Raw genomic sequence first — 21,887 nt, 5'->3', positions numbered from 1 at the left:
GCATGAGCCAGTTCTTCCAGATCCACCCGGACAATCCCCAGAAGCGCCTGATCGACCAGGCGATCCAGATCATTCGCAGCGGCGGGGTGGTCGCCTATCCGACCGATTCCGGCTACGCCCTGGGCTGCCACCTGGGCGACAAGAAGGCCATCGAGAAGATCAAGTGGCTGCGCTCGCTGGACGACAAGCACAACTTCACCCTGGTCTGCTCGGATCTCTCGGAGATCGGCACCTACGCCAAGGTGGATAACGCGGTCTTTCGGCTGCTGAAGGCCCACACGCCGGGTGCCTACACCTTCATCCTCGATGCCACCACCGAGGTGCCGCGGCTGCTGCTGCACCCCAAGCGTCGCTCCATCGGCGTGCGGGTGCCGGACCACCAGATCACCCGGGCCCTGCTCAGCGCCCTGGGCGAGCCGCTGATGAGCGTGACGCTGATCCCGGTGGGCGAGGAGCTGCCGATGACCGACGCCGAGGCGATCCGTGAGCGCTTCGGCAACCATCTCGACCTGATCATCGACGGCGGCGCCTGCCACCTCGAGGCCACCAGCGTGATCGACCTGCGCGACCTGCCGCCGACCATCCTGCGCGAGGGGCGCGGCGACGTCCGTCCCTTCCAGGCCTGATCTCCCAGGCCGATCCTCCGCGCCGCCGGCTCAGCGCGCCGGCGGCGACGCGTTCTCGTCGTCATCCTCGTCCGACTCGTCCGACTCGTCCTGGGCCCGCCACCAGGCCTCCTGCTCCTGCTCGGGCAGGCGCGGGTCGGGGGTGTTCTCGTCCAGCCAGGTGCCGCAGCGCAGGCAGTACTTGGCGCGCTGCTCGTGGCGGTCGTGGCCGCAGCCCGGGCAGGCCTCGTCGGAGTAGCGATCGGCGCGGATCGAGCGGATCACCTCGGCGGAGAAGACCCCGGTGGGCACGGCGATGATCGAGTAGCCGATCAGCATCACCATCACCGAGATCGCCTGGCCCAGCGGGGTGACCGGCGTGATGTCGCCGTAGCCCACCGTGGTCAGGGTGACCACGGCCCAGTAGATCGAGGTGGGAATGCTGGTGAAGCCGGCCTCCTCGGGCTCGATCAGGTAGACGAGCGAGGCGAAGATGGTCACCAGCATGAAGACGGTAAACAGGAACAGGAAGATCTGGTGGCTGCTGCGCTTCAGGGCGCCGAGCAGCAGCCGCCCCTCGCCGACGAACTCCATCAGGCGCAGTACCCGGAAGATGCGCAGGGTGCGCAGCAGGCGCACCACCACCAGTGACTGGGCGCCCGGCACGACCAGCGCCAGCCAGGTGGGCAGGATCGCCACCAGGTCGATGATGCCGTAGAAGCTCTTGAGGTACTGCAGCGGTCGCTCGAGGCAGTAGAGGCGCACCGCAAGCTCGATGGTGAAGGCGATCGTGAAGCCCCACTCGATCCAGTAGAAGAGCGCCGCGTGGCCGTCGCGAAAGGCCGCGACGCTCTCCAGCATCACCACCAGCACGCTGGCCAGGATCGCCCCGATCAGCGCGATATCGAAGGCCTTGGCCAGCAGGGTGTCGGACTCGAAGATGATCTGGAAGACCCGGGTACGCAGGCCTTCGCCCGCGGGCTTGGGAAGGTGGTTCACGAGCGTCGTCCTTGTGGTGGCGGGCCTTGCCTGTCGGGCTGGGTCAGCTCAGTTCAGATCAGCTCAGGGCGGCGTCGCCGGGCAGTCGGCGAGCGAGGCGCAGCATGTCCCGGGCGAAGACCGGGGTCAGCCAGTTCTCGGCGTCCAGCGCCTCGGCGAGCGCCCGGGCAGCGTCGCGCCCTGAGGCCTCGCCTGTGCCGTTGTCTCCATTAGCATCATCGCCCAGTTCCGCCAGCCGGTGGAAGGCCCGGCGCGCCTCCTGGCGCCAGGCGTCGTCGCCGGTATCCGCCAGGGCATCCAGTGCTGCGGTGGCGCGGTGCAGCCAGCCGGCGGGGGAGGTGGCCTCGGGCAGCGATCGTGCGCCGTCGAGCAGGGCGCCGCCCCGGGCCGCCTTGCTGGTGTCCGAGGGGCGCAGTGCCACGCTGTCGGCCAGGGCCTCGGCCAGCGACCAGAGCGCCTCGGGCTCGCCCGCCTTGAGCTCGAGCTCCAGCTCGCGGATCGCCACGACCCGCGAGCCCGCGCGGATCTCGCCAATATCCAGGGCGAGCTCGATGGTCGCGCCCTCGTGCTCGAGCCACCAGGTCTCGCGTTCGAAGTCGGTGGCGAAGCGCGGCGCCAGGCGCTCGAGCAGGCCCGCCTCGCACTCGGCCAGGGGCGGCAGCGCCGCGAGCCCCGCGAGGTCGAGGCCGGGTCCCGGCACCTCCCACTCCCACTCGCCGCGGGTCGAGAGCCCGCCGCCGCCCTGGCCGCGGGTCTTGAGGGTCTGCAGCAGCCGCCCGTCGGCGCGGCGCAGGCGCAGCGCCATGCGCGCGCCCTCCAGGTCGCCCTCGGGGGTGTCGAAATAGGTGTTGCCCAGGTGGGTGAGCGTCGGCGTCACCTCGGCCAGGCGAGGATGTCGCCGCAGGGCCTCGGGACTCCCGGTCCCTAGAGCGAGCTTGAGTTCGATCTCGTTGGCCATCGGCAGAGCTACCTCGATTGGATGAATGTTGGGTGATTTTTTCATGACGCTGGGGGTGTCAGTCACTATACTGACGCCGCCATTTTTCCAGGTTTATAGATGCCCCATGGTGACATCCAATCCCTTCTCCTCGATGTTCGGCCGCTCGCCATTCCATCCGTTGCTGGCCCACATCGTCAAGGCCAACGCCTGTGCTGACGAGCTGCTGCCCTTCTTCGAGGCGTCCCTGGTAGGCGACTGGGACACCGCAGAGCAGCATCGCGAGACCATCACCCGCCTCGAGCATGAGGCCGATGAGCTCAAGACTGAGCTGCGTCTCAACCTGCCCAATACCATGTTCCTGCCGGTATCGCGCTCCGACCTGCTCGACCTGATCAGCGTCCAGGACAAGATCGCCAACAAGGTCCGCGACATCACCGGCATCATGCTCGGTCGTCGCATGCAGATGCCCGAGGAGCTGGCCCAGCCGATGCGCGACTACATGCGTACCTCGGTGGCCTGCGTGGCCCAGGCGCGCCACGCCCTCGAGGAGCTCAAGGACCTGCTCGAGTCCGGCTTCGGGCGCAACGTCTCCGACGTGATGCAGAAGCTGATCCGCGAGCTGCACGTGCTCGAGCAGCAGGCCGACAGCCAGCAGGTGGCGATCCGTCGTCAGCTGTTTGAGCTCGAGGATCGCCTGCCGCCGGTGGACGTGATGTTCCTCTACAAGATCATCGACTGGGTGGGCGAGCTCTCCGACCGCGCCGAGCGCGTCGGCAGCCGACTACAGATCATGACGGCCAACTGAACCAAGCGGCCCCGGCGACCCCGGGGCCTCGTTGTTTCGCTCTTCTTCTGACCGCAACAAGGGAACGCTCCCTATGTCGATCATTGCTCAGCACGGTGAGGTCTTCATCATCCTCGCCTGTCTCTTCGGCTTCTTCATGGCCTGGGGCGTCGGCGCCAACGACGTGGCCAACGCCATGGGCACCTCGGTGGGCTCCCGGGCCATCACCATCAAGCAGGCGATCATCATCGCCGTGATCTTCGAGTTTCTCGGCGCCTGGCTGGCCGGCGGCGAGGTCACCAACACCATCCGCAAGGGCATCATCGATCCGGAGCTGCTCAAGGAAGACCCCCAGCTACTGGTCTACGGCATGCTGGCGGCTCTGCTGGCGGCCGCGACCTGGCTGCTGGTCGCTTCCATGAAGGGCTGGCCGGTCTCCACCACCCACTCCATCGTCGGCGCCATCGTCGGCTTCGCGGTCGCGGGCCTCGGCGCCGCCGCGGTGGACTGGGGCGCGGTGGGCAAGATCGCCGCCAGCTGGGTGGTCTCGCCGCTGCTCTCCGGCACCATCGCCTTCACGCTCTTCAAGTCGGTCCAGCACCTGATCTTCGAGGCCCAGGATCCCTTTGCCGCGGCCAAGCGTTACGTGCCGATGTACATCTTCCTGGTCGGCTTCGCGGTGACCATGGTGACCCTCACCAAGGGCCTCAAGCACGTCGGCCTGGACCTGAGCTTCGGCGCCAGCCTGCTGCTCGCCATCCTCGCCGGCCTGCTGATCGCGGCGCTCGGCGTCTTCATGGAGCGTCGCGTCAAAGCCTCCAGCCGCCAGGCCGACCAGTTCGGCTTCTCCGGGGTGGAGCGGGTCTTCGGCGTGCTGATGATCTTCACCGCCTGCGCCATGGCCTTCGCCCACGGCTCCAACGACGTGGCCAACGCGGTGGGGCCGCTGGCGGCGGTGATCAGCGTGGTGCAGGCCGGCGGCAAGGTCGAGGGCGCCGCCCTGGTGCCCTGGTGGGTGCTGGTGCTGGGCGGCGGCGGCATCGTCGTCGGCCTGGTCACCTACGGCCACAAGGTCATCGCCACCGTGGGCACCGGCATCACCGAGTTGACCCCGAGCCGCGGCTTCGCCGCCACACTCGCGGCGGCCACCACCGTGGTGCTGGCCTCGGGCACCGGCCTGCCGATCTCCACCACCCATACCCTGGTCGGGGCGGTGCTCGGCGTGGGCCTGGCCCGCGGCATGGCGGCGCTCAACCTGCGGGTCATCGGCACCATCGCCATGTCGTGGCTGATCACCCTGCCGGCGGGCGCGGGTCTCGCCATTCTGTTCTTCTTCACATTGAAAGGCATCTTCGGCTAGTCCGATCACGCCTGGACGCCCAGACGGCGGCATCACCTCGTGGTGCCGCCGTTTTCGTCGCTCTGATATAGTGGCGTTCTACCCTTTCTTCGTTCACCTGCTGCCGGAGTGCGGCCTTGGATACTCGTTTCCCCTTCGTCGACTGGTTTCGCAACTCCTCGCCCTACATCAACGCCCATCGGGGACGAACCTTCGTCATCCTGATCGAGGGGGAGGCCATGGCGAGCGGTCGAGGCGAGCAGCTGATCCAGGACCTGGCGCTGCTGCATACCCTGGGCGTGCGCCTGGTGGTGGTGTTCGGCATTCGCCCCCAAGTGCAGCAGGCGCTGGACGAGGTGGGCATCGTGCCGACCCGCCACCGGGGCCGCTGGGTGGCCGACGAGGCGATCATGGCACGGGTCGAGCGCATCGCCGCCGAACAGCGGCTGTGGCTGGAGGCGCGGCTCTCGCCCGGCCTGCCCAACACGCCGCTGCACGGGATCGAGATGACCGTGGTCTCGGGCAACCTGGTGATGGCCAAGCCGCTGGGCGTGCGCGATGGTGTCGACTTCGACCGCAGCGGCGAGGTGCGCCGGGTGCGGGAGCAAGCCGTCGAGGGCCTGCTCGAACGCGGCGCCCTGGTGGTGCTGCCGCCGCTGGGCTTCTCCAGCACCGGTGAGGTCTTCGACCTGGACGCCGCCGAGGTGGCGCATCATGCCGCCACGGCGCTCGGTGCCGACAAGCTGATCCTGCTCGGCGAGGCCAGCGGCCTGGTCGACGCCAGCGGCCGACTGCAGCGCCAGCTGACCCCGGCCGAGGCCGCGCCGCTGCTCACCCAGGCCGATCCCGCCAGCGAGCTGGCCCGACACCTCGGCGCGGCCTGCGCGGCGGCGTGTCACGGAGTCGCCCGCACCCACCTGCTCTCCTGGCATGATCACGATGCCCTGCTCGGCGAGCTTTTCACCCGCGACGGCGTGGGCACCATGATCACCGAGCATCGCTACGAGCAGCTGCGCCCGGCGGAGCTCGGCGACATCGGCGGGCTGCTGGAGCTGCTCGAGCCCCTGGAGTCGCGGGGCATGCTGGTGCCGCGCTCCCGCGAGCGGCTGGAGTACGAGATCGACGACTACCTGGTGATCGATCGCGACGGCATGATCATCGGCTGCGCCGCCCTGCACACCTTCGGCGAGGCCGAGATGGGCGAGCTGGCCTGCGTGGCGGTGCATGACGATTACCGGGGCGGCGCGCGCGGCGAGCGGCTGCTTGCCGAGATCGAGCGCCGGGCCCGTCGCCTCGGGCTCTCGTCACTGTTCGCCCTCACCACCCACACCACCCACTGGTTCTTCGAGCACGGCTTTCGCCTGGCCGGCATCGAGGCGCTGCCTACCCTGCGTCGCGACACCTACAACCACGCCCGCAAGTCCAAGATCCTGATCAAGACCCTCGCCTGATCGGTCGGGCTGTCGCCGCGAGGCGTCGCCCGGCGCCGCAGCGTCTCCGCCGAGGAACGCTATAAGTTTTTGATAATGATGTCTTTTTAGTGTCCCGGCCGAAAGGCGTCGCCATATGGCGACGAAATACCCCGCTCGCGTACCCGTTTTTCCCCGTCTGGGCGTCTCGCGTCCATTCATGCCGTTCAATTTTTTATATAAGCCACTGATTTTAATGCGCTGTGCGAGTTTTTGGCACGCGGATGGCAGTGGGTTGGGGGAGCAAGGAAAACGGGTCACACGGCTCGATCCGTTTTCCGGTTGCCGAGGGGGCGCCGCGTCATCACTACCCTGTGCGTCCGGTCCCCCGAACGCGACCAGTGTCTGCTCCAAGCGATGTGTGACTTTAGGTTGCGATGAGACGGTACCGCTGAAAGGCAAGGATCGGTATCGAGAGGGCAAGGATGCCCTGGCAAGGATGCCTCTCCCCCGCGGGTCTCGACTCGCCAGGGGGAATCGAATCGCGCGGCATCGCCCTTGCGGCGCTGTCGCCAGTGACGAAGCGGGGTGGCCGACCGGCCACCCGCATGAGAACGACCAGCCCCTGGTGGTAGATGGCGTTCACATGGCTTCGGGGGCCTCCGGCCCATGGGAAGGTCAGCGGTGGACGGACCAGGTCGTCGATCGGTGGCGTTTCCAGACCCTTCAGTTCCCTGCGTATTGGGCCGGCCATGCCGGCCCTTTTTTTCGCCTGCGGGTGAGGCCGAACGATCGCGAGGCGGTCGGCCGATCTCTGGTATCCTTAGGGATGGACGATGGTGGTTCCCTTTACCCTCCTGCAAAGAACGCTGTCCATGACCACAGCCGTTACGCGCCGCTGGCGCCCGCGCTCGCTGTTACAGCTGGTGCTGCTGGCCTTTCTGGTGGTGATGCTGCCGCTGGCGGTGCTGATGATCCAGGCCGGTCAGGCGCTCTCGGAGCTCTCGCGCCTGGCCGATGTGAGTGCCCGCCAGGCGGTGGAGGAGACCCGGCGTGCCCGCTCGCTGGGGGCGCTGGCGCTGGAGATGGAGCGCGGCGCGCGCCAGTATGCGGTGGTCGAGCAGCAGGGGCTCCTGGAGATCTTCGACGAGCGCCTCGCGGAGTTCCGGCAGCTGCTGGCCCAGCAGCGCCAGCTGCTGCCGAATGATCCTCATGTGGCGGCGCTGGAGAAGGCGCTGGACGGCCTCGCCGAGCTGCCCGACCTGCCGCTCGAGGCCTTCAAGGCGCGGCTCGACGACTTCCTGCCCTTCGCCCAGCATACCGAGGCGATGCGACAGGCCACCAACCGGCGGATCGACGAGCGCATCGACGCCATCAGCGCCCGCGCCGAGGACGTGCAGATCCGCCTGTGGTGGCAGACCGCGGCGCTGGTCTCGGCGAGCCTGGTGCTGATGCTGCTGTTCACGCGCCTGATCATCCAGCCGATCCGCCAGCTCGAGCGGCGCATCCTCGGCATCGGCAGCCTGGGCGGCGACACCGAGGGCCACCAGCCCCCCCTCAAGGGGCCAGCGGAGCTGGTCACCCTGGGCGAGCGGCTGGACTGGCTGGCCTCGCGGCTCGACGACCTGGAGGCCCAGAAGCAGCAGTTCCTGCGCCACATGTCCCACGAGCTCAAGACGCCGCTGGCCAGCGTGCGCGAGGGCTCGTCGCTGCTCTCCGACGGCGTGGCCGGCGAGGTCACGCCGCGTCAGCGCGAGATCCTCGACCTGATCGACACCAGCGGGCGCGAGCTGCAGCAGCTGATCGAGCAGCTGCTCGACTACAACCTGCTCAAGCACAGCCGTCAGCTCGACATCGCCCGGCTGGACGTCGCCACCGTGGTCAAGGAGGTGCTGGCCAAGCACCGCCTGGCGCTCGACAACAAGGAGATGCGGGTCGGCTGCTTCCATGGCCCACTGACCTGGGCGCTCGACGGCACCGCCACCGCCCGGGTGCTCGACAACCTCATCTCCAACGCCGTGGCCTACGGCGAGGATGGCGGCGAACTCGAGATTCGCGCCCGCGCGCTGCCGGATCGCCTGGTGCTCGAGGTGGCCAACAGCGGCGAGCCGATCGCCGAGGAGGATCGCGAGCGGCTCTTCGACGCCTTCTACCAGGGCCGGGTGCGCCGCAAGGGCCCGCTCAAGGGCTCCGGCATCGGACTCTCGGTGGCCGCCGACTGCGCCCGGCTCCAGCAGGGCCGCCTGGAGCTGGTGGACGACTCGCGGCTGGCGGTGTGCTTCCGGCTCACCCTGCCCTGGCCGACCCCGCTGCCCGAGCGGAGCGACGAGACCCCGAGACCCGCCCTGGTGGCCGACGACGCAAGGAAGGACCTGTCATGACTCGACGCCCCTGGCTGCTGTGCCTGACCACGCTGTGGCTGGCCGGATGTCAGTACCTGCCCACGCCGCCCTATTCCAGCGGCGTGTCGATGCCGAATACCTCCCAGGGCATGGTCTCCTGCACGGACGCGGTGCCGGATTTCGACGACGTCGAGTGCCTGCTGCCCGAGTGGGTGGCCTTCGGCCTGGCCGCCCAGCGCGGCGACCGGGCCTGGCGAGAGGCCACCCTGATGCGCCTGGAGGGGGAGGCCAAGGAGCGCCGCCTGGCGCGCGCCGTACTGCTCTCCTGGGGCAGCGAGCAGCAGTGGAACCAAGCCTCGGAGCTCTACAAGGCCGACCTGGCGAGCGCCCCGACCGAACTGCAGCCGCTGCTGCGCTACTGGCTCAACGAGCTGGAGGGGCGCCGGCGCCTGGCCGGCCAGCTGGCCGAGCAGCGCCGCGCCCATGAAGCCGCCGTAGAGGAGAAGGCGGCGCTCACCGAGGAGCTCGAGGCCATGGCCGAGAAGCTCGAGCAGCTCACCGCCATCGAACAGAACATCAACCTGCGACAGCAGAGTGAATAACCCCGGAGAGACGACATGAAGCAGACCGGACGCCTGCCCCACGCCGGCAATCATGGCGCGCACATCCTGCTGGTGGACGACGACGTCAGCCTGCTGAAACTGCTGGGCATGCGGCTCGAGAGCCGTGGCTATCGCGTCACCACCGCCGAGAGTGGACGCGAGGCCCTCAAGCGGCTGGAGGTCGCTCGCCCGGATCTGGTGCTCTCCGACCTGCGCATGGACGAGATGGACGGCCTGGCGCTGTTCCAGGAGATCCAGCGTCGGCTGCCGGGGCTGCCGGTGATCATCCTCACCGCCCACGGCTCGATTCCCGACGCGGTGAGCGCCACCCGCCAGGGGGTGTTCGGCTTCCTGACCAAGCCGGTCGATCGCGACGAGCTGTTCTCGGCCATCGGCGACGCCCTGGCCCAGACCTCGACGCCCGCCACCGAGGGCGACGATCGCTGGCGCGAGGCCATCATCACCCGCAGCCCGGAGATGGAGCGCATCCTCGAGCAGGCGCGCATGGTCGCCGCCTCGGACGTCAGCGTGCTGGTCACCGGCGCCTCGGGGTCGGGCAAGGAGCTGCTCGCCGGCGCCATCCACAAGGCGAGTTCGCGGGCCGACAAGCCCTTCGTGGCGATCAACTGCGGGGCGCTGCCCGAGCAGCTGCTGGAGAGCGAGCTGTTCGGCCACGCCCGGGGCGCCTTCACCGGGGCGGTGAGCGAGCATCACGGCCTCTTCCAGGCGGCCGACGGCGGCACCCTGTTCCTCGACGAGATCGGCGACATGCCGATGACCCTGCAGGTCAAGCTGCTGCGTGCCCTGCAGGAGCGCCAGATCCGCCCGCTCGGCTCGACCACCTCGGTGCCCATCGACGTGCGGATCATCTCGGCGACCCACCGCGACCTGGATCGCGCCATGCACGAGGGCGAGTTCCGCGAGGATCTCTACTACCGGCTCAACGTGGTCAACCTGCGCCTGCCGCCGCTCAAGGAGCGCGCCGAGGACGTGCCGCTGCTGGCCAAGCACCTGGTCGCCCAGGCCGCCGCGCGGCACAAGCCCTTCGTCAAGGGCTTCTCGCCGGAGGCGCTCAACCTGCTGGCCACCTCGGCCTGGCCCGGCAACGTGCGCCAGCTGGTCAACGTGGTGGAGCAGTGCGTGGCCCTGACCACCTCGCCGATGATCCCCGAGGGGCTGGTGGCCCAGGCGCTGGTGGCCGAGGAGAACGCCATGCCCACCTTCAACGATGCCCGGGCCGGCTTCGAGCGCAGCTATCTCGTCAAGGTGCTGAAGATCACCGAGGGCAACGTCACCCAGGCGGCGCGTATCGCCGGGCGCAACCGCACCGACTTCTACAAGCTGCTGGCTCGCCACGAGCTCGAGCCCGGGGCCTTCAAGCCCGCCGCGCGCCAGGCCGAGCACCACTAGCGACCCTTTGCTCGCGGCGACGGTCGGTCTTTGCCGATCGCGCAGCGCGAGGGCTTCCTTGTCACGTTCCTCACAACGCCAGACCCCCTGCCGAGGCAGGGGGTCGCTGTCGTGCGTGGAGGCACCGCCCGGCTTACTTGGGCAGCTTGGTGCGACGCAGGTAGGGGAAGATGGTCTCGTACTCGCCGAACTTCGCCGTGGCATCCTCGTTGGAGACCGTCGGCGGAATGATCACGTCCTCGCCGACGGTCCAGTCGGCCGGGGTGGCCACGCCCTTGCTGCTGGCGGTCTGCAGGGCATCCAGGGCACGCAGCACCTCGGCGAAGTTGCGGCCCACGTTCATCGGGTAGGTCATGGAGAGCTTGAGCTGCTTGTCCGGGCCGATGATGAACACCGTGCGCACGGTGGCGCTGTCGGCCGGGGTGCGGCCGTCCGGCAGGTAGGCCTCGGCCGGCAGCATGTCGAACAGCTTGGCGACCTTGAGATCCTCGTCGGCGATGATCGGGAAGCCGACCTCGCAGCTGGCGAAGCTCGAGATGTCGTTGATCCACTTCTTGTGGTCTTCCACGCCGTCCACGGAGACGCCGATCACCTTGGTGCCGCGCTTCTGCCACTCATCGTTGAGCTTGGCCACGGCGCCGAACTCGGTGGTGCAGACCGGGGTGAAGTCCTTCGGGTGGGAGAACAGGATCGCCCAGCCGTCGCCGATCCAGTCGTGGAAACGGATGGGGCCCTGGCTGGTCTCGGCCTCGAAGTCGGGTACAACGTCGTTGATGCGCAGTGACATGGTGCAACTCCCTTTCTTGGGGTGGGTGAAGCTGCCGGCCCGCCTCCTGCTCCACAGGCTGCGAGGGCCGTTCGGATACTCTCTTCATTGTCGGGGCTGTCGGCCGTCCCGACAACGGCCAGACGCGGCCTTCTGGTACTTTGATGTTTTAACGTTAGACGATGTAAAACGCTCGCGGCCATCGCGCCTCGCGGCCGGCTACTCGACGCGCTCGTCCAGCACCCGCAGCGCGAGGCGCCCCTCGCCCAGGCGCGCCTCGAGGCGCTGGTCGACGACGGTGTCCGCCGCCCGGCGCACCACCTGGCCCCGCTCGTCCTCGAGGATCGCATAGCCGCGCCCCAGCACCGCCAGCGGGCTCACCGCCTGCAGCTCGCGAACGACGCCGCCCAGCCGCTCGCGGTGGCGGGAAAGCGCCCTCGGCATCGCCTGATGCAGGCGCTGGGTGGCGCGCTCGAGCCGCTGCCCGGCCTGCTCCGTCAGCCGGTCCGGCGAGCGCAGGGCGAGGCGCTGGTGCAGGTGGCGCTGGCGGCGCCGCTCCTGGTCGAGGCGTGCCCGCATGGCCCGGCGCAGCCGCGCCTCCAGCTGATCGAGCTGCTGGCGGCGCGCGGCCAGCACCTCGCCGGGATGGCGCAGCCGGGCGCGCAGGTGATCCAGGCGCTGGGCGTCGGTGTCGAGGCGAGCGCGCTGGGCGCGGGTCAGCCGCTCGGCCAGCCGCTCGAGGCGGTGGAGGCGTTCACGGCGGTCGGGCACCAGCTGCTCGGCCCCGGCCGAGGGCGTGGGGGCGCGCGCATCGGCGGCGAAGTCGGCAAGCGTGGTGTCCACCTCATGGCCCACCGCCGCCATCACCGGCAGCCGGGAGTGGAAGATCGCCCGGGCCAGGTGCTCGTCGTTGAAGGCCCAGAGGTCCTCGAGGCTGCCGCCGCCGCGGGTGATCAGGATGGCATCGCGGCTCGGGTCCAGCGCCTGCTGACGATTGAGCAGCCCCAATGCCGAGATCATCGCCGGCGCCGCCTCGCGGCCCTGCACCGGCACCGGAATCAGCGTGACCTGCGCCAGCGGCCAGCGCGCCGCCAGTACCGCCAGCACGTCGCGGATCGCCGCGCCGGTGGGCGAGGTGAGCACCAGCAGGTGGCGCGGCGGGAAGGGCAGGGGACGCGCGTTGGCGAACACCCCTTCGTCGGCGAGGCGGGCCTTGAGCCGCTCGTAGGCCGCCAGCAGCTCGCCTTCGCCCGCCGCGCGCACCGCCTCGACGATCAGTTGATAGTCGCCGCGGGGTTCGAAGAGCGACACCTGCCCGCGCACCTTGACGCGGTCGCCGTCGCGCATCGGCGCGGCGACGAAGCGCGCACGGGTGCGAAACAGCGCGCAGCGCAGCTGGGCCTTGTCGTCCTTGAGGGTGAAGTAGACGTGCCCCGAGTTCGGCCGCGACACGCCGGAGAGCTCGCCCTCCACCCACACCTCGCCGACGTCCTGCTCCAAGGCCCGGCGAGCGCGCTGGTTGAGCTCGCTGACGGTCAGCGCCTCGCTCTCGCTTTGGGGATCCTGGGGCGTGCTGTTGAGGGGTGGCGGCATGGGACGGGTCTCCGGCGGGAACGCCGCCCAGCCTAGCACGGATGGCGGCGTCGTCCGGAGGCGGGCTGGTGGGTTTGCACCGCTAGGCGCTCAGGCGCCGGCAGGCCCTCAGCAGCACCGGCATCAGCAGGATCAGCAGCGTGATGCGCAACAGGTGATGGGCGGTTACGAAGGCCGGGTCGATGCCCAGCGACAGCGCCACCAGGCTCAGCTCCGGCGCCCCGCCCGGCATGTAGGCGAGCAGCGCCGCCGGCAGCGACACCCCCGTCGCCTCGTGAATGGCCCAGGCGGCGAAGATGGCGATCGCCAGCAGGCCCAGCGCCTGCAGCGCGGCCATCGCTAGGGTATGACCCAGCGTGGTCAGCGCGGTCCCCGTGAAGCGCACCCCCACCGAGACGCCGATGATCACCTGGGCCAGGGCGATCAGCGTCGGCGGCAGGGCGGCGTGGGTCAGCCCCGTCAGGTGCAGCGCCGACGAGACCAGCGCCGGGCCGAACAGCAGGGCGTTGGGCAGGCGCAGTCGCCGCCCCAGCCAGGCGCCCAGCAGGCCGGCCCCGGCCAGCCAGGCGGCATCCACCGGGCCGGGCAGCCATAGCCAGCGGGCCGGGGCCGGGGTGGCGGCGCTCAGGCTGATGTGACCGATGCCATCGAGCACCGGCGGAATGGCCACCAGCAGCACCAGGATGCGCACCGCGTGGGTCATGCCGACTACCCGCAGGTCGGCATCGGAGCCGAGCGCCATGCCGGTGACCGCCGACACCCCGCCGGGGACCCCGGCGTAGAGGGCGGTATCCAGCGAGTGGCCGGCGACCCGCCGCGAGAACCACACCGAGAAGCCCATCATCACCGCGGTGGCCCCGAGCATCGCCGCCAGGCTCAGGCTCCATAGCCCCAGATCGCCGGAGAGCTGCGGGGTGAAGGCCGCGCCCAGCATCACCCCGATCACCACCAGCACGCCCTGGCGGCCCCGCCCCGGCGAGCGCAGCCGTACGCCGGCGAGGCTCGCCAGGGTAGTGGCGAGCATGGCGCCGAGCAGCCAGGGCAGCGGCAGGTCGACGGCGAAGGCCGCCGCCCCGCCGGCGAGGCCCAGCGCCAGGGTGGGCAGGAAGCGCAGCAGGGCGGTCAGGGGGGAGGGCAAGGCAAGAGGCACGTCGGAGGTCTCCGGTCGAAACGTCTCGGGCCCGCCGAAGCGGGCCCGAGGGGGATCAGCCGACGCGGCGGCTGCGCGCGGCGAGCAGCTTCGGCACCAGCCAGGGCAGCACCAGCAGCGCGGCGGCGGCGATCCATAGCCCCAGCGAGATGCCGGACTGCCAGAGGATATCCACGTCGCCGCCGCTGATCGACAGCGCCCGACGCAGGTTCTGCTCCATCAGCCCGCCCAGCACGTAGCCCAGGATCACCGGGGCCAGCGAGAAGCCGAGCTTGCGCAGCAGGTAGCCGAACACGCCGATCAGCAGCATCAGGTAGATGGCGGTCAGGTCCGAGTGCAGCTGGTAGACGCCGACGAAGGCCAGGATGGCGATGGCCGGCACCAGCACCCAGCGCGGGATGGTCAGCACCCGGGCGAACACGCCGGCCAGCGGCAGGTTGAGCGCCAGCAGCACGATGTTGCCGATGTAGAGCGAGGCGATCAGACCGCCGGCGACCTCGGGGCGTTCGGTGAACATCATCGGCCCGGGGGTGATGTTATAGAGCATCAGCGCGCCGAGCAGCACCGCGGTGGTGCCGGAGCCGGGGATGCCGAGGGTCAGCATCGGCACGAAGGAGCCCGCCGCCGAGGCGTTGTTGGCCGCCTCGGGCGCCGCCAGGCCGCGCATGTCACCCTTGCCGAAGGTGCCGTGCTTGTCGGAGAGGCGCTTCTCGGTGGTGTAGGAGACCGCGCCGGCCACCGAGGCCCCGGTGCCGGGCAGCACGCCGATGATGAAGCCGAGCAGCCCCGAGCGCCACATGGCGCCCTTGCAGTAGAGCACTTCCTTGAGGCTGACGAAGACCCGGCCCAGCGGCGGCAGCTCACCATCGCCGTCCTTGCGGTGGGCGTGCTCGAGCATCAGCAGGATCTCGCTGATCGCGAACAGGCCGATGATCATCACCACGAAGTCGATGCCGTCATAGAGCTCGGGCATGCCGAAGGTGTAGCGCATCACGCCGGTGCCGGAATCGACGCCCACGGTGGCGATCAGCACGCCGAGCACCGCGCCGATGGCGGTCTTGATCGGATCCTTGCCCATCATCACCGACATCGACGAGAAGGCGAACACCATCAGCGCGAAGAACTCGGCGGGGCCGAACATCACCGCCACCTCGGCGAGCAGCGGCGCGAACAGCGTCAGGCCGATGATGGCGATGGTGGCGCCGACGAAGGAGCTCACCGCCGAGAGGCCGAGCGCCGGGCCGGCCAGGCCCTTCTTGGCCAGCGGATGGCCGTCCAGGGTGGTCATCACCGCCCCGGCATCGCCCGGCACGTTGAGCAGGATGCTCGACATCCGCCCGCCGTACTCGGCGCCGGTGTAGATGCCGGCCAGCAGGATCAGCGCCGACTCGGCCGGCAGCCCCAGGGTGTAGGCCAGCGGCATCAGGATGGCGATGCCGTTGATCGGCCCGATGCCCGGCAGCGCCCCGAACAGGGTGCCGAGCAGCGCGCCGAGGAAGGCCAGCCCCAGGTTGAGCGGCGTCAGGGCGACGCCGAAGCCCTCGATCAGGAAATCGAACATGGTGGCAGTCCTCTAGATGAACGCGGCAAGCCAGGTGCCGGTGGGCAGGGCGATGCCCAGGCCCTCGGTGAACAGCACATAGCTGCCCGCGGAGAGCAGCACGCCGGTGATCAGCGCCTTGCCGTTGCTGGCGCCGAAGAGCCGGGCCAGGGCGGCCACCACCATCAGCGAGGTGGGAATGAAGCCCAGGCCGGTGAACAGCATGGCGTAGGCCAGCAGCAGGCCCAGCACCAGCAGCAGGCGTATCGCCAGCGCCTTGTGCGGCCACTCGCCGTCGGCGCCGGGCTTGAAGACGAGCACCAGCGAGAGGCCGGCGAGCAGGATCGCAAGCCCCAGCGGAAAGGCCCGTGGACCCACGGGCTCGTAGCTGAACGGGACCTCGAGGTTGATGGCCTGGACGGCGACGAACGCCGCCAGGCCGATCAGCACGATCCCCAACAGCCGGTCGGCGACCGGCTTGGTGACTTGGCTCATTTCAGTCCCACTTCCTCGGCCAGTGACTTAAAGCCGGCGACCTGCTCCTTCACGTAGCCGTCGAAGTCGTCACCGAAGCGCGACATCGGGAAGAGGCCACGCGCCTCGCGGATCTCGGCGAAGGCCGGGTCCTCGGCCAGGGCCTGTAGGCGCTCGACCCACGCCTGGTAGGCCTGGTCGCTGACCTCCGGGCCCATGTAGTAGCCGCGCCAGATCGGCCACTGCACGTCGTAGCCCTGCTCGGCGGCGGTGGGGATCTCGGCGTAGGGGCCGCCCATGCGCTCCTCGGAGAGCGCGGCCAGCACCCGGACCTTGCCGCTCTCGAGCTGCGACTGGAGCTCGGAGAGATCGCCGGTGAAGACCTGGATGTGATCGCCGAGCAGCGCGGCCAGCGCCTCGCCGCCGCCCTCGAAGGCCACGTAGCGCAGGTCGCGCGGGTCGACGTCGCCGGCCTTGGCGGTCAGCGCGGCCTTCATCCAGTCCTGGCTGCCCACGGTGCCGCCGGCGCCGAAGGCGATCTCGCCCGGGTTGGCCTGAAGGTCGGCCATCAGCTCGTCCAGCGACTGCCAGGGCGCGTCGGCGCCGACCACGATGGCGCCATAGTCGACGCCCAGGGCGCCCAGCCAGCGCACCTCGTCGGCGTCGTACTGGCCGAACTTGCCCAGCGCCAGGTTGACCGCGGCGCCGGTGCTGGCGGCGACGATCAGGTTCTCGTCGTCGGTGCGCACGCCATTGACATGGTTGTAGGCCACGGCGCCGATGCCGCCGGGCATGTAGGTCACCAGCATCGGCGAGTCGATGCGACCCGTCTCGAGCAGGCCGTTGGCGGCCAGGCGGCAGGTCAGGTCGTAGCCGCCGCCGGGCTTGGCGGGGGCGATGCATTCGGCATCGCCGGCGGCCTGGGCGGGGCCGGCGAGCAGGGCGCCGCCCAGCAGGGCGAGGCCGGAGGCGTGGCGGATGGCCGTGTTGATCTTCATGGCGAACTCCTGTTCTCTTGTTATGCGAGGTGGGCGAGGCCCTTTTCTGCCTCGCGTGATGGCCAGAGCGATGCTAGGGCCGCCACCTTTCATCAACCTGTCACCTTCCCCCTCACCGCCTGAGACATTGGTCGTATGCGCCTGCTGGTCATCGAGGACGATGCGCTGATCGCCCGCTCCCTGGAGCAGGCGCTCGCTCCCCTGGGCAATACCGTCGAGGTGTTTGGTACCTACGCCGAGGCTCGGGCCGCCCTGCGCCACGACCGCTTCGACCTGATCCTGCTCGACCTCGGCCTGCCCGACGGTGACGGCCTCGCGCTGCTCGCCGCGCTGCGCGACCGCGGCGACACCACCCCGGTATTGATCCTCACCGCCCGGGACGGCATCGACGATCGAGTCAGCGGCCTCGATCTGGGCGCCGACGACTACCTCGCCAAGCCCTTCTCGATCGCCGAGCTGGAGGCCCGGGTGCGCGCCCTGCTGCGCCGCAGCCAGCAGCGCAGCGACAACCGCCTGCGCTATGGGTGCCTCGCCTTCGACCCGGCCACCGGCGCGGCGACCCTGGACGATGCGCCGCTGGCGCTGCCGCGCCGCGAGCTGCTGCTGCTCGAGGGGCTGCTGCTGCACGCCGGCAGCATCGCCCCGCGGGAGGCGCTGGAGCGGCGGCTGTTCGGCTTCGACGAGGTGGGGTCCAACGCCCTGGAGGTCTACGTCAGCCGGCTGCGCAAGCGGCTTTCTGGCACGGGGTTGCGGATCCGCACCTTTCGCGGGCTCGGTTACCGGCTGGAGGACGATGCCGGGTGATCGAGGTCGCGGGCTCGCTCAAGCGCCGCCTGGCGGTGTGGCTGCTGGTCACCGTCACCGGCCTCGGCGCGCTGCTGATGGTCGAGGCCTGGGTCAGCAGCCAGCGCGCCGCCGAGCGCGCCTACGACAGCCAGCTCGAGGCCGCCGCCCTGACCATCGCCGAGGCCGTGCAGTGGCAGCAGGGCGAGCCGCTGATCGAGGTGCCCGCGGCGGCCCTGCAGATACTCGCCACCCGGCACCAGGAGCGCGTCTTCTATGCCGTGCTCGACGCCGACGGCGAGGCCGTCTCCGCCAACCTGCCCTTTGCCATCGAGCCCGGCTGGCGCGAGCGGGCCGCCGACGCGCCCCTGGCGCTGACCGCGCGCCTCGACGGCGAGGCCTGGCGCCTCTATGGCCGTGAGGTCGACTCCGCGGGCTGGGTCTCCCAGGAGCCGGTGCAGGTCTGGGTCGGCCACACCCGGGCCGGGCGCATGGCGCTGGCCGATGAGCTGTTCGAGCGCACCCTGACCCGCTTCGTCGCCATGGTGCTGCTGGCAGGGGTGCTGATGGCGCTGGCCCTGCGGGTGGCGCTGGGGCCGATGCGCCGGCTGCGCCGCGCGCTGCGCCGCCGCGACGCCGACGACATGCGCCCGCTGGATGCCCGGGTGCCCGAGGAGATGCGCGAGCTGGCCCAGACCCTCGATCACCTGTTTGCCCGCCAGCGCCAGAGCCGCGAGGCGCTGCTGCGCTTCACCGCCGACGCCAGCCACCAGCTCAAGACGCCGCTGGCCGGGCTGCAGAGCGTGAGCGAGCTGGCGCTGAAGAGCGAGGACCCGGCCGACTGGCAGGCCGCCCTTGCCGCGGTGCACGAGGGCGCCGGGCGCACCAGCCGCCTCGCCGGCCAGCTGTTGAGCCTGGCCCGCCTGCGCCACCTCGGCGAGGCCGACGCCGTGGCGCCGCTGGACCTCGCCGCCGCGCTGCGCGAGACCGTGCTCGACTGGGCCGGACGCGAGGCGGCCCGCGACCACGATCTGGGGCTCGCCGAGTTGCCCGCCGGGCCGGTGTGGGTGCGCGCCGAGGGCTGGGCGATCCGCGAGCTGCTCGGCAACCTGATCGACAACGCCCTGCGCTACACGCCGCCGGGCAGCGTGATCACCTTGGGTCTTGAAATGCTCAAGGGGCTCGAGGGGCTCGACCAGAGTCGCGACCGGCGGGATGAGGTGGCGCTCTTCGTCGAGGACGACGGCCCCGGCGTGCCCGTGGAGGCCCGCGAGCGTCTGCTGCAGCCCTTCGAGCGGGGTGGGCGCCAGGACACCGACGGCTCGGGGCTGGGCCTCTCGATCGTCGACTCCATCGCCCATCGCCTCGGAGGGCGACTGACCCTCGACGCCCGCGAGCCCCACGGCCTGATAGTGAGGCTTCACCTGCCCCTGTGCGATCCCGAGGAGGCCCCATGACGCCCTGGCGACACGCTCTGCATCCGCTCCTGATGGCCATGTCGCTGGCGATACTGCTGGCGTCCACCCCGCTGCGCGCGGCGCCGACGCCGCTGGTGGTCGAGGCGGCGCTGGACCGCGAGGTGGTCGCGCCGCTGCTCGACGCCTTTCGCGCCGCCCACCCCGAGATCGCCCTGGAGTTTCGCGACCGCTCGACCCTGGAGGTCGATGCGTTGGTCGTCGAGGCCGACCCGGCACCGGACGTGGTGATCAGCTCGGCGATGCCCTGGCAGATGGCGCGGGTCAACCAGGGCTACGCGCGGCGGCTGGACTCGCCGGCGGCGCGGCGCTGGCCGGCCTGGGCCAAGTGGCGCGACGAGGTGTTCGGCTTCACCTTCGAGCCCATCGTCATGGCCTACCGGCTCGATCTCTCGCGCCACATGATGCCGCCCCAGACCCACGCCGACCTGCACACCCTGCTGACCACCGAGCGGGACATGCTCGAGGGCAGGGTGACCACTTACTCACCCCTGGAGAGCGGCGTGGGCTATACGCTCTTCCAGCAGGATGCCCGCTACACGCCGCGCTTCTGGGACCTGGTGGCCGGCATGGGGCGGGTGAACGCTCACCTCGAGGGCAGCACCCGGGTGATGCTCGAGGGGCTCTCCGACGGGCGCTACTGGCTCGGCTACAACCTGCTGGGCTCCTACGCCATGGTCTGGGCCCAGCAGCACCCCGAGGTGATCGTGCAGGTGCCCAGGGACTACTCGCTGGTGATGATGCGCATGGCCTTCATCCATCGCGACGCACCGCATCCGGCGGCCGCCGAGGCCTTCGTCGATTTCCTGCTCGGCCGCGAGGGCCAGCGTGTGCTTGCCGGCCAGACCCCGCTGTTCAGCGTGCGCCCGGACATCGTCGGGCCCTATACGGCGGCGCGGCTGCGCGATCAGGTGGGCGAGCGGCTCTTCCCGATTCCCCTCAACGCCTCGCTGCTGGCCTTCGTCGATCCCCAGCGCCGCGCCGCCTTCCTGGAGCGCTGGCGCCGAGAGTTTCGCCGCGCCGGGGAGGAGTGAGCAAGCACGCCACGGATTGCCGGACCCCCGGGCCGGCCGCTATAATGGGGGATTAACTTCACTCCCTCCTCCTACCTCCATGGGTGTTGCCGCATATGCTACGTATGGCCCAAGAAGCTCTTACGTTCGATGACGTATTACTCGTCCCCGGGTATTCCGAGGTCCTGCCCAACGACGTCAGCCTCCGGACCCGTCTGACCCGGGATCTGTACCTGAACATCCCGCTGGTCTCCGCCGCCATGGACACCGTCACCGAGGCTCGCCTGGCCATCGCCATGGCCCAGGAAGGGGGCATCGGCATCATCCACAAGAGCATGACCATGGCGCAGCAGGCCACCGAGGTGCGCAAGGTCAAGAAGCACGAGAGCGTGATCGTGAAGGACCCGGTCACCGTCAGCCCCAAGGCCAAGCTGGACGACCTGCTGGCGATGGCCGAGGAGCACGGCTTCTCCGGCTTCCCGGTGGTGGAGGGAGAGACCCTGGTTGGCCTGGTGACCCAGCGCGACATGCGCTTCCAGCCCAACCACGGCGACAGCGTCGCCGACATCATGACCCCCGGCGAGAAGCTCGTGACCGTGCCGGTCGGCACCACCCTCGACGTCATCAAGGGCAAGATGCAGGAGCACCGCATCGAGAAGATGCTGGTGGTGGATGACGAGCAGCGCCTGCGCGGCCTGGTCACCTTCCAGGACATCGAGAAGGCCCGCACCTTCCCCCTCGCCGCCAAGGACGCCGACGGCCGCCTGCTGGTCGGCGCCGCGGTGGGCACCGGCCCCGAGACGCCGGACCGCGTGGCCGCCCTCGCCGAGGCCGGGGTCGACGTGGTGGTGGTCGACACCGCCCACGGCCACTCCAAGGGCGTGATCGAGCGCGTGCGCTGGGTCAAGCAGAATTTCCCGCAGATCCAGGTGATCGGCGGCAACATCGCCACCGCCGAGGCCGCCAAGGCGCTGGCCGAGGCCGGCGCCGATGCCGTCAAGGTCGGCATCGGCCCCGGCTCCATCTGCACCACCCGCGTGGTGGCGGGCGTCGGCGTGCCGCAGATCACCGCCGTCTCCAACGTCGCCGCGGCCCTGGTGCCCTACGACATCCCGCTGATCGCCGATGGCGGCGTGCGCTTCTCCGGCGACCTGGCCAAGGCCGTGGCGGCCGGTGCCAGCTGCGTGATGGCCGGTGGCCTCTTGGCCGGCACCGAGGAATCCCCGGGCGAGATCGAGCTCTTCCAGGGCCGTACCTACAAGGCCTACCGCGGCATGGGCTCCATGGGCGCCATGTCCCAGACCCAGGGCAGCGCCGACCGCTACTTCCAGGACAAGAGCGAGGGCGCCGAGAAGCTGGTGCCCGAAGGCATCGAAGGCCGCGTGCCCTACAAGGGCATGATGAGCGCCATCGTCCACCAGCTGATGGGCGGCCTGCGTGCCTCCATGGGCTACACCGGCTGCCGCGACATCCAGGAGATGCGCACCAAGCCGCAGTTCGTGCAGATCACCGGGGCCGGCTTCAACGAGTCCCACGTGCACGACGTGCAGATCACCAAGGAAGCCCCGAACTACCGGGCCGGGTGATCCCGACCTCTGAACTACCGCGGCGGGGGCAACCCCGCCGCTCGCTTTTGGATCCGGCCTGCCGCCACACCGAGACGTT

19 protein-coding genes are annotated in these 21,887 nt (G+C 69.9%); 11 read left to right on the top strand and 8 right to left on the bottom strand.

Annotated features, from left to right (window positions below):
- Positions 1-2 precede the first annotated feature (2 nt).
- Positions 3-626, top strand: a complete 624-nt coding sequence (locus ABE957_RS11325; protein WP_349758805.1) for an L-threonylcarbamoyladenylate synthase — start codon at positions 3-5, stop codon at positions 624-626.
- Positions 627-656: 30 nt separating this feature from the next.
- Here the strand turns inward: ABE957_RS11325 and ABE957_RS11320 are convergent, their stop codons facing one another.
- Positions 657-1,604 (bottom strand): ion transporter, encoded by a 948-nt coding sequence (locus ABE957_RS11320; protein ID WP_349758804.1) that lies wholly within the window; start codon positions 1,602-1,604, stop codon positions 657-659.
- Positions 1,605-1,662: 58 nt separating this feature from the next.
- Positions 1,663-2,562 (bottom strand): CYTH domain-containing protein, encoded by a 900-nt coding sequence (locus ABE957_RS11315; RefSeq protein ID WP_349758803.1) that lies wholly within the window; start codon positions 2,560-2,562, stop codon positions 1,663-1,665.
- A gap of 106 nt (positions 2,563-2,668) precedes the next feature.
- Between ABE957_RS11315 and ABE957_RS11310 the strand changes: the two genes are divergently transcribed.
- From ABE957_RS11310 to glrR, 6 genes are all read left to right on the top strand, one after another.
- On the top strand, positions 2,669-3,349 hold the full coding sequence (locus ABE957_RS11310; protein WP_349758802.1) for a TIGR00153 family protein: 681 nt from the start codon (positions 2,669-2,671) through the stop codon (positions 3,347-3,349).
- 73 nt (positions 3,350-3,422) lie between these two features.
- A complete protein-coding gene (locus ABE957_RS11305; protein WP_349758801.1) occupies positions 3,423-4,688 on the top strand; it encodes an inorganic phosphate transporter in 1,266 nt (421 codons plus the stop codon).
- A gap of 116 nt (positions 4,689-4,804) precedes the next feature.
- A complete protein-coding gene (gene argA / locus ABE957_RS11300; protein ID WP_349758800.1) occupies positions 4,805-6,118 on the top strand; it encodes an amino-acid N-acetyltransferase in 1,314 nt (437 codons plus the stop codon).
- Positions 6,119-6,951: 833 nt separating this feature from the next.
- The gene (locus ABE957_RS11295) at positions 6,952-8,457 is read left to right on the top strand and encodes a sensor histidine kinase (RefSeq protein WP_349758799.1); all 1,506 of its coding nucleotides are present in this window, start codon (positions 6,952-6,954) and stop codon (positions 8,455-8,457) included.
- Positions 8,454-9,020, top strand: coding sequence for a hypothetical protein (locus ABE957_RS11290; RefSeq protein WP_349758798.1), 567 nt, complete (start codon positions 8,454-8,456; stop codon positions 9,018-9,020). Before ABE957_RS11295 ends, ABE957_RS11290 begins: the two co-directional genes overlap by 4 nt.
- A gap of 15 nt (positions 9,021-9,035) precedes the next feature.
- On the top strand, positions 9,036-10,430 hold the full coding sequence (gene glrR, locus ABE957_RS11285; protein ID WP_349758797.1) for a two-component system response regulator GlrR: 1,395 nt from the start codon (positions 9,036-9,038) through the stop codon (positions 10,428-10,430).
- Positions 10,431-10,563: 133 nt separating this feature from the next.
- Here glrR and ABE957_RS11280 read toward each other — a convergent pair whose 3' ends face one another.
- From ABE957_RS11280 to ABE957_RS11255, 6 genes are all read right to left on the bottom strand, one after another.
- Positions 10,564-11,217, bottom strand: a complete 654-nt coding sequence (locus ABE957_RS11280) for a peroxiredoxin (RefSeq protein WP_349758796.1) — start codon at positions 11,215-11,217, stop codon at positions 10,564-10,566.
- Positions 11,218-11,415: 198 nt separating this feature from the next.
- The gene (xseA, locus tag ABE957_RS11275) at positions 11,416-12,789 is read right to left on the bottom strand and encodes an exodeoxyribonuclease VII large subunit (RefSeq protein WP_349758795.1); all 1,374 of its coding nucleotides are present in this window, start codon (positions 12,787-12,789) and stop codon (positions 11,416-11,418) included.
- A gap of 82 nt (positions 12,790-12,871) precedes the next feature.
- Positions 12,872-13,939, bottom strand: coding sequence for an AbrB family transcriptional regulator (locus ABE957_RS11270; protein ID WP_349758794.1), 1,068 nt, complete (start codon positions 13,937-13,939; stop codon positions 12,872-12,874).
- Positions 13,940-13,994: 55 nt separating this feature from the next.
- Entirely contained in the window at positions 13,995-15,500 is a 1,506-nt protein-coding gene (locus ABE957_RS11265) for a tripartite tricarboxylate transporter permease (protein WP_349758793.1), read from the bottom strand.
- 12 nt (positions 15,501-15,512) lie between these two features.
- A complete protein-coding gene (locus ABE957_RS11260; protein ID WP_349758792.1) occupies positions 15,513-15,974 on the bottom strand; it encodes a tripartite tricarboxylate transporter TctB family protein in 462 nt (153 codons plus the stop codon).
- Positions 15,971-16,951, bottom strand: a complete 981-nt coding sequence (locus ABE957_RS11255; RefSeq protein ID WP_349758791.1) for a Bug family tripartite tricarboxylate transporter substrate binding protein — start codon at positions 16,949-16,951, stop codon at positions 15,971-15,973. Before ABE957_RS11255 ends, ABE957_RS11260 begins: the two co-directional genes overlap by 4 nt.
- Positions 16,952-17,086: 135 nt before the next feature.
- Here ABE957_RS11255 and ABE957_RS11250 point away from each other — a divergent pair, with 135 nt between their 5' ends.
- From ABE957_RS11250 to guaB, 4 genes are all read left to right on the top strand, one after another.
- A complete protein-coding gene (locus tag ABE957_RS11250; RefSeq protein WP_349758790.1) occupies positions 17,087-17,755 on the top strand; it encodes a response regulator in 669 nt (222 codons plus the stop codon).
- Complete coding sequence (locus tag ABE957_RS11245; RefSeq protein WP_349758789.1) at positions 17,752-19,191, top strand: sensor histidine kinase; 1,440 nt, start codon at positions 17,752-17,754, stop codon at positions 19,189-19,191. Before ABE957_RS11250 ends, ABE957_RS11245 begins: the two co-directional genes overlap by 4 nt.
- On the top strand, positions 19,188-20,243 hold the full coding sequence (locus ABE957_RS11240) for an ABC transporter substrate-binding protein (protein WP_349758788.1): 1,056 nt from the start codon (positions 19,188-19,190) through the stop codon (positions 20,241-20,243). The genes ABE957_RS11245 and ABE957_RS11240 overlap by 4 nt, the downstream gene beginning before the upstream one ends.
- A gap of 95 nt (positions 20,244-20,338) precedes the next feature.
- Positions 20,339-21,808: an IMP dehydrogenase gene (gene guaB / locus ABE957_RS11235; RefSeq protein WP_349758787.1), complete on the top strand. Its 1,470-nt coding sequence runs from the start codon at positions 20,339-20,341 to the stop codon at positions 21,806-21,808.
- Positions 21,809-21,887: the final 79 nt, after the last annotated feature.

Source organism: Halomonas pelophila, assembly GCF_040196315.1.
Lineage (GTDB): Bacteria > Pseudomonadota > Gammaproteobacteria > Pseudomonadales > Halomonadaceae > Halomonas > Halomonas pelophila.
The sequence above is the reverse complement of the archived record's forward strand: the minus strand, read 5'-3'. Positions and strand labels throughout refer to the sequence as shown.

Coding starts and splice junctions, on each gene's coding strand:
- ABE957_RS11265 (WP_349758793.1), bottom strand. CDS start 15,500: ATGTTCGATTTCCTGATCGAGGGCTTCGGCGTCGCCCTGACGCCGCTC.
- ABE957_RS11260 (WP_349758792.1), bottom strand. CDS start 15,974: ATGAGCCAAGTCACCAAGCCGGTCGCCGACCGGCTGTTGGGGATCGTG.
- ABE957_RS11290 (WP_349758798.1), top strand. CDS start 8,454: ATGACTCGACGCCCCTGGCTGCTGTGCCTGACCACGCTGTGGCTGGCC.
- glrR (WP_349758797.1), top strand. CDS start 9,036: ATGAAGCAGACCGGACGCCTGCCCCACGCCGGCAATCATGGCGCGCAC.
- ABE957_RS11280 (WP_349758796.1), bottom strand. CDS start 11,217: ATGTCACTGCGCATCAACGACGTTGTACCCGACTTCGAGGCCGAGACC.
- xseA (WP_349758795.1), bottom strand. CDS start 12,789: ATGCCGCCACCCCTCAACAGCACGCCCCAGGATCCCCAAAGCGAGAGC.
- ABE957_RS11295 (WP_349758799.1), top strand. CDS start 6,952: ATGACCACAGCCGTTACGCGCCGCTGGCGCCCGCGCTCGCTGTTACAG.
- ABE957_RS11240 (WP_349758788.1), top strand. CDS start 19,188: ATGACGCCCTGGCGACACGCTCTGCATCCGCTCCTGATGGCCATGTCG.
- ABE957_RS11255 (WP_349758791.1), bottom strand. CDS start 16,951: ATGAAGATCAACACGGCCATCCGCCACGCCTCCGGCCTCGCCCTGCTG.
- guaB (WP_349758787.1), top strand. CDS start 20,339: ATGCTACGTATGGCCCAAGAAGCTCTTACGTTCGATGACGTATTACTC.
- ABE957_RS11310 (WP_349758802.1), top strand. CDS start 2,669: ATGGTGACATCCAATCCCTTCTCCTCGATGTTCGGCCGCTCGCCATTC.
- ABE957_RS11315 (WP_349758803.1), bottom strand. CDS start 2,562: ATGGCCAACGAGATCGAACTCAAGCTCGCTCTAGGGACCGGGAGTCCC.
- ABE957_RS11250 (WP_349758790.1), top strand. CDS start 17,087: ATGCGCCTGCTGGTCATCGAGGACGATGCGCTGATCGCCCGCTCCCTG.
- ABE957_RS11305 (WP_349758801.1), top strand. CDS start 3,423: ATGTCGATCATTGCTCAGCACGGTGAGGTCTTCATCATCCTCGCCTGT.
- ABE957_RS11325 (WP_349758805.1), top strand. CDS start 3: ATGAGCCAGTTCTTCCAGATCCACCCGGACAATCCCCAGAAGCGCCTG.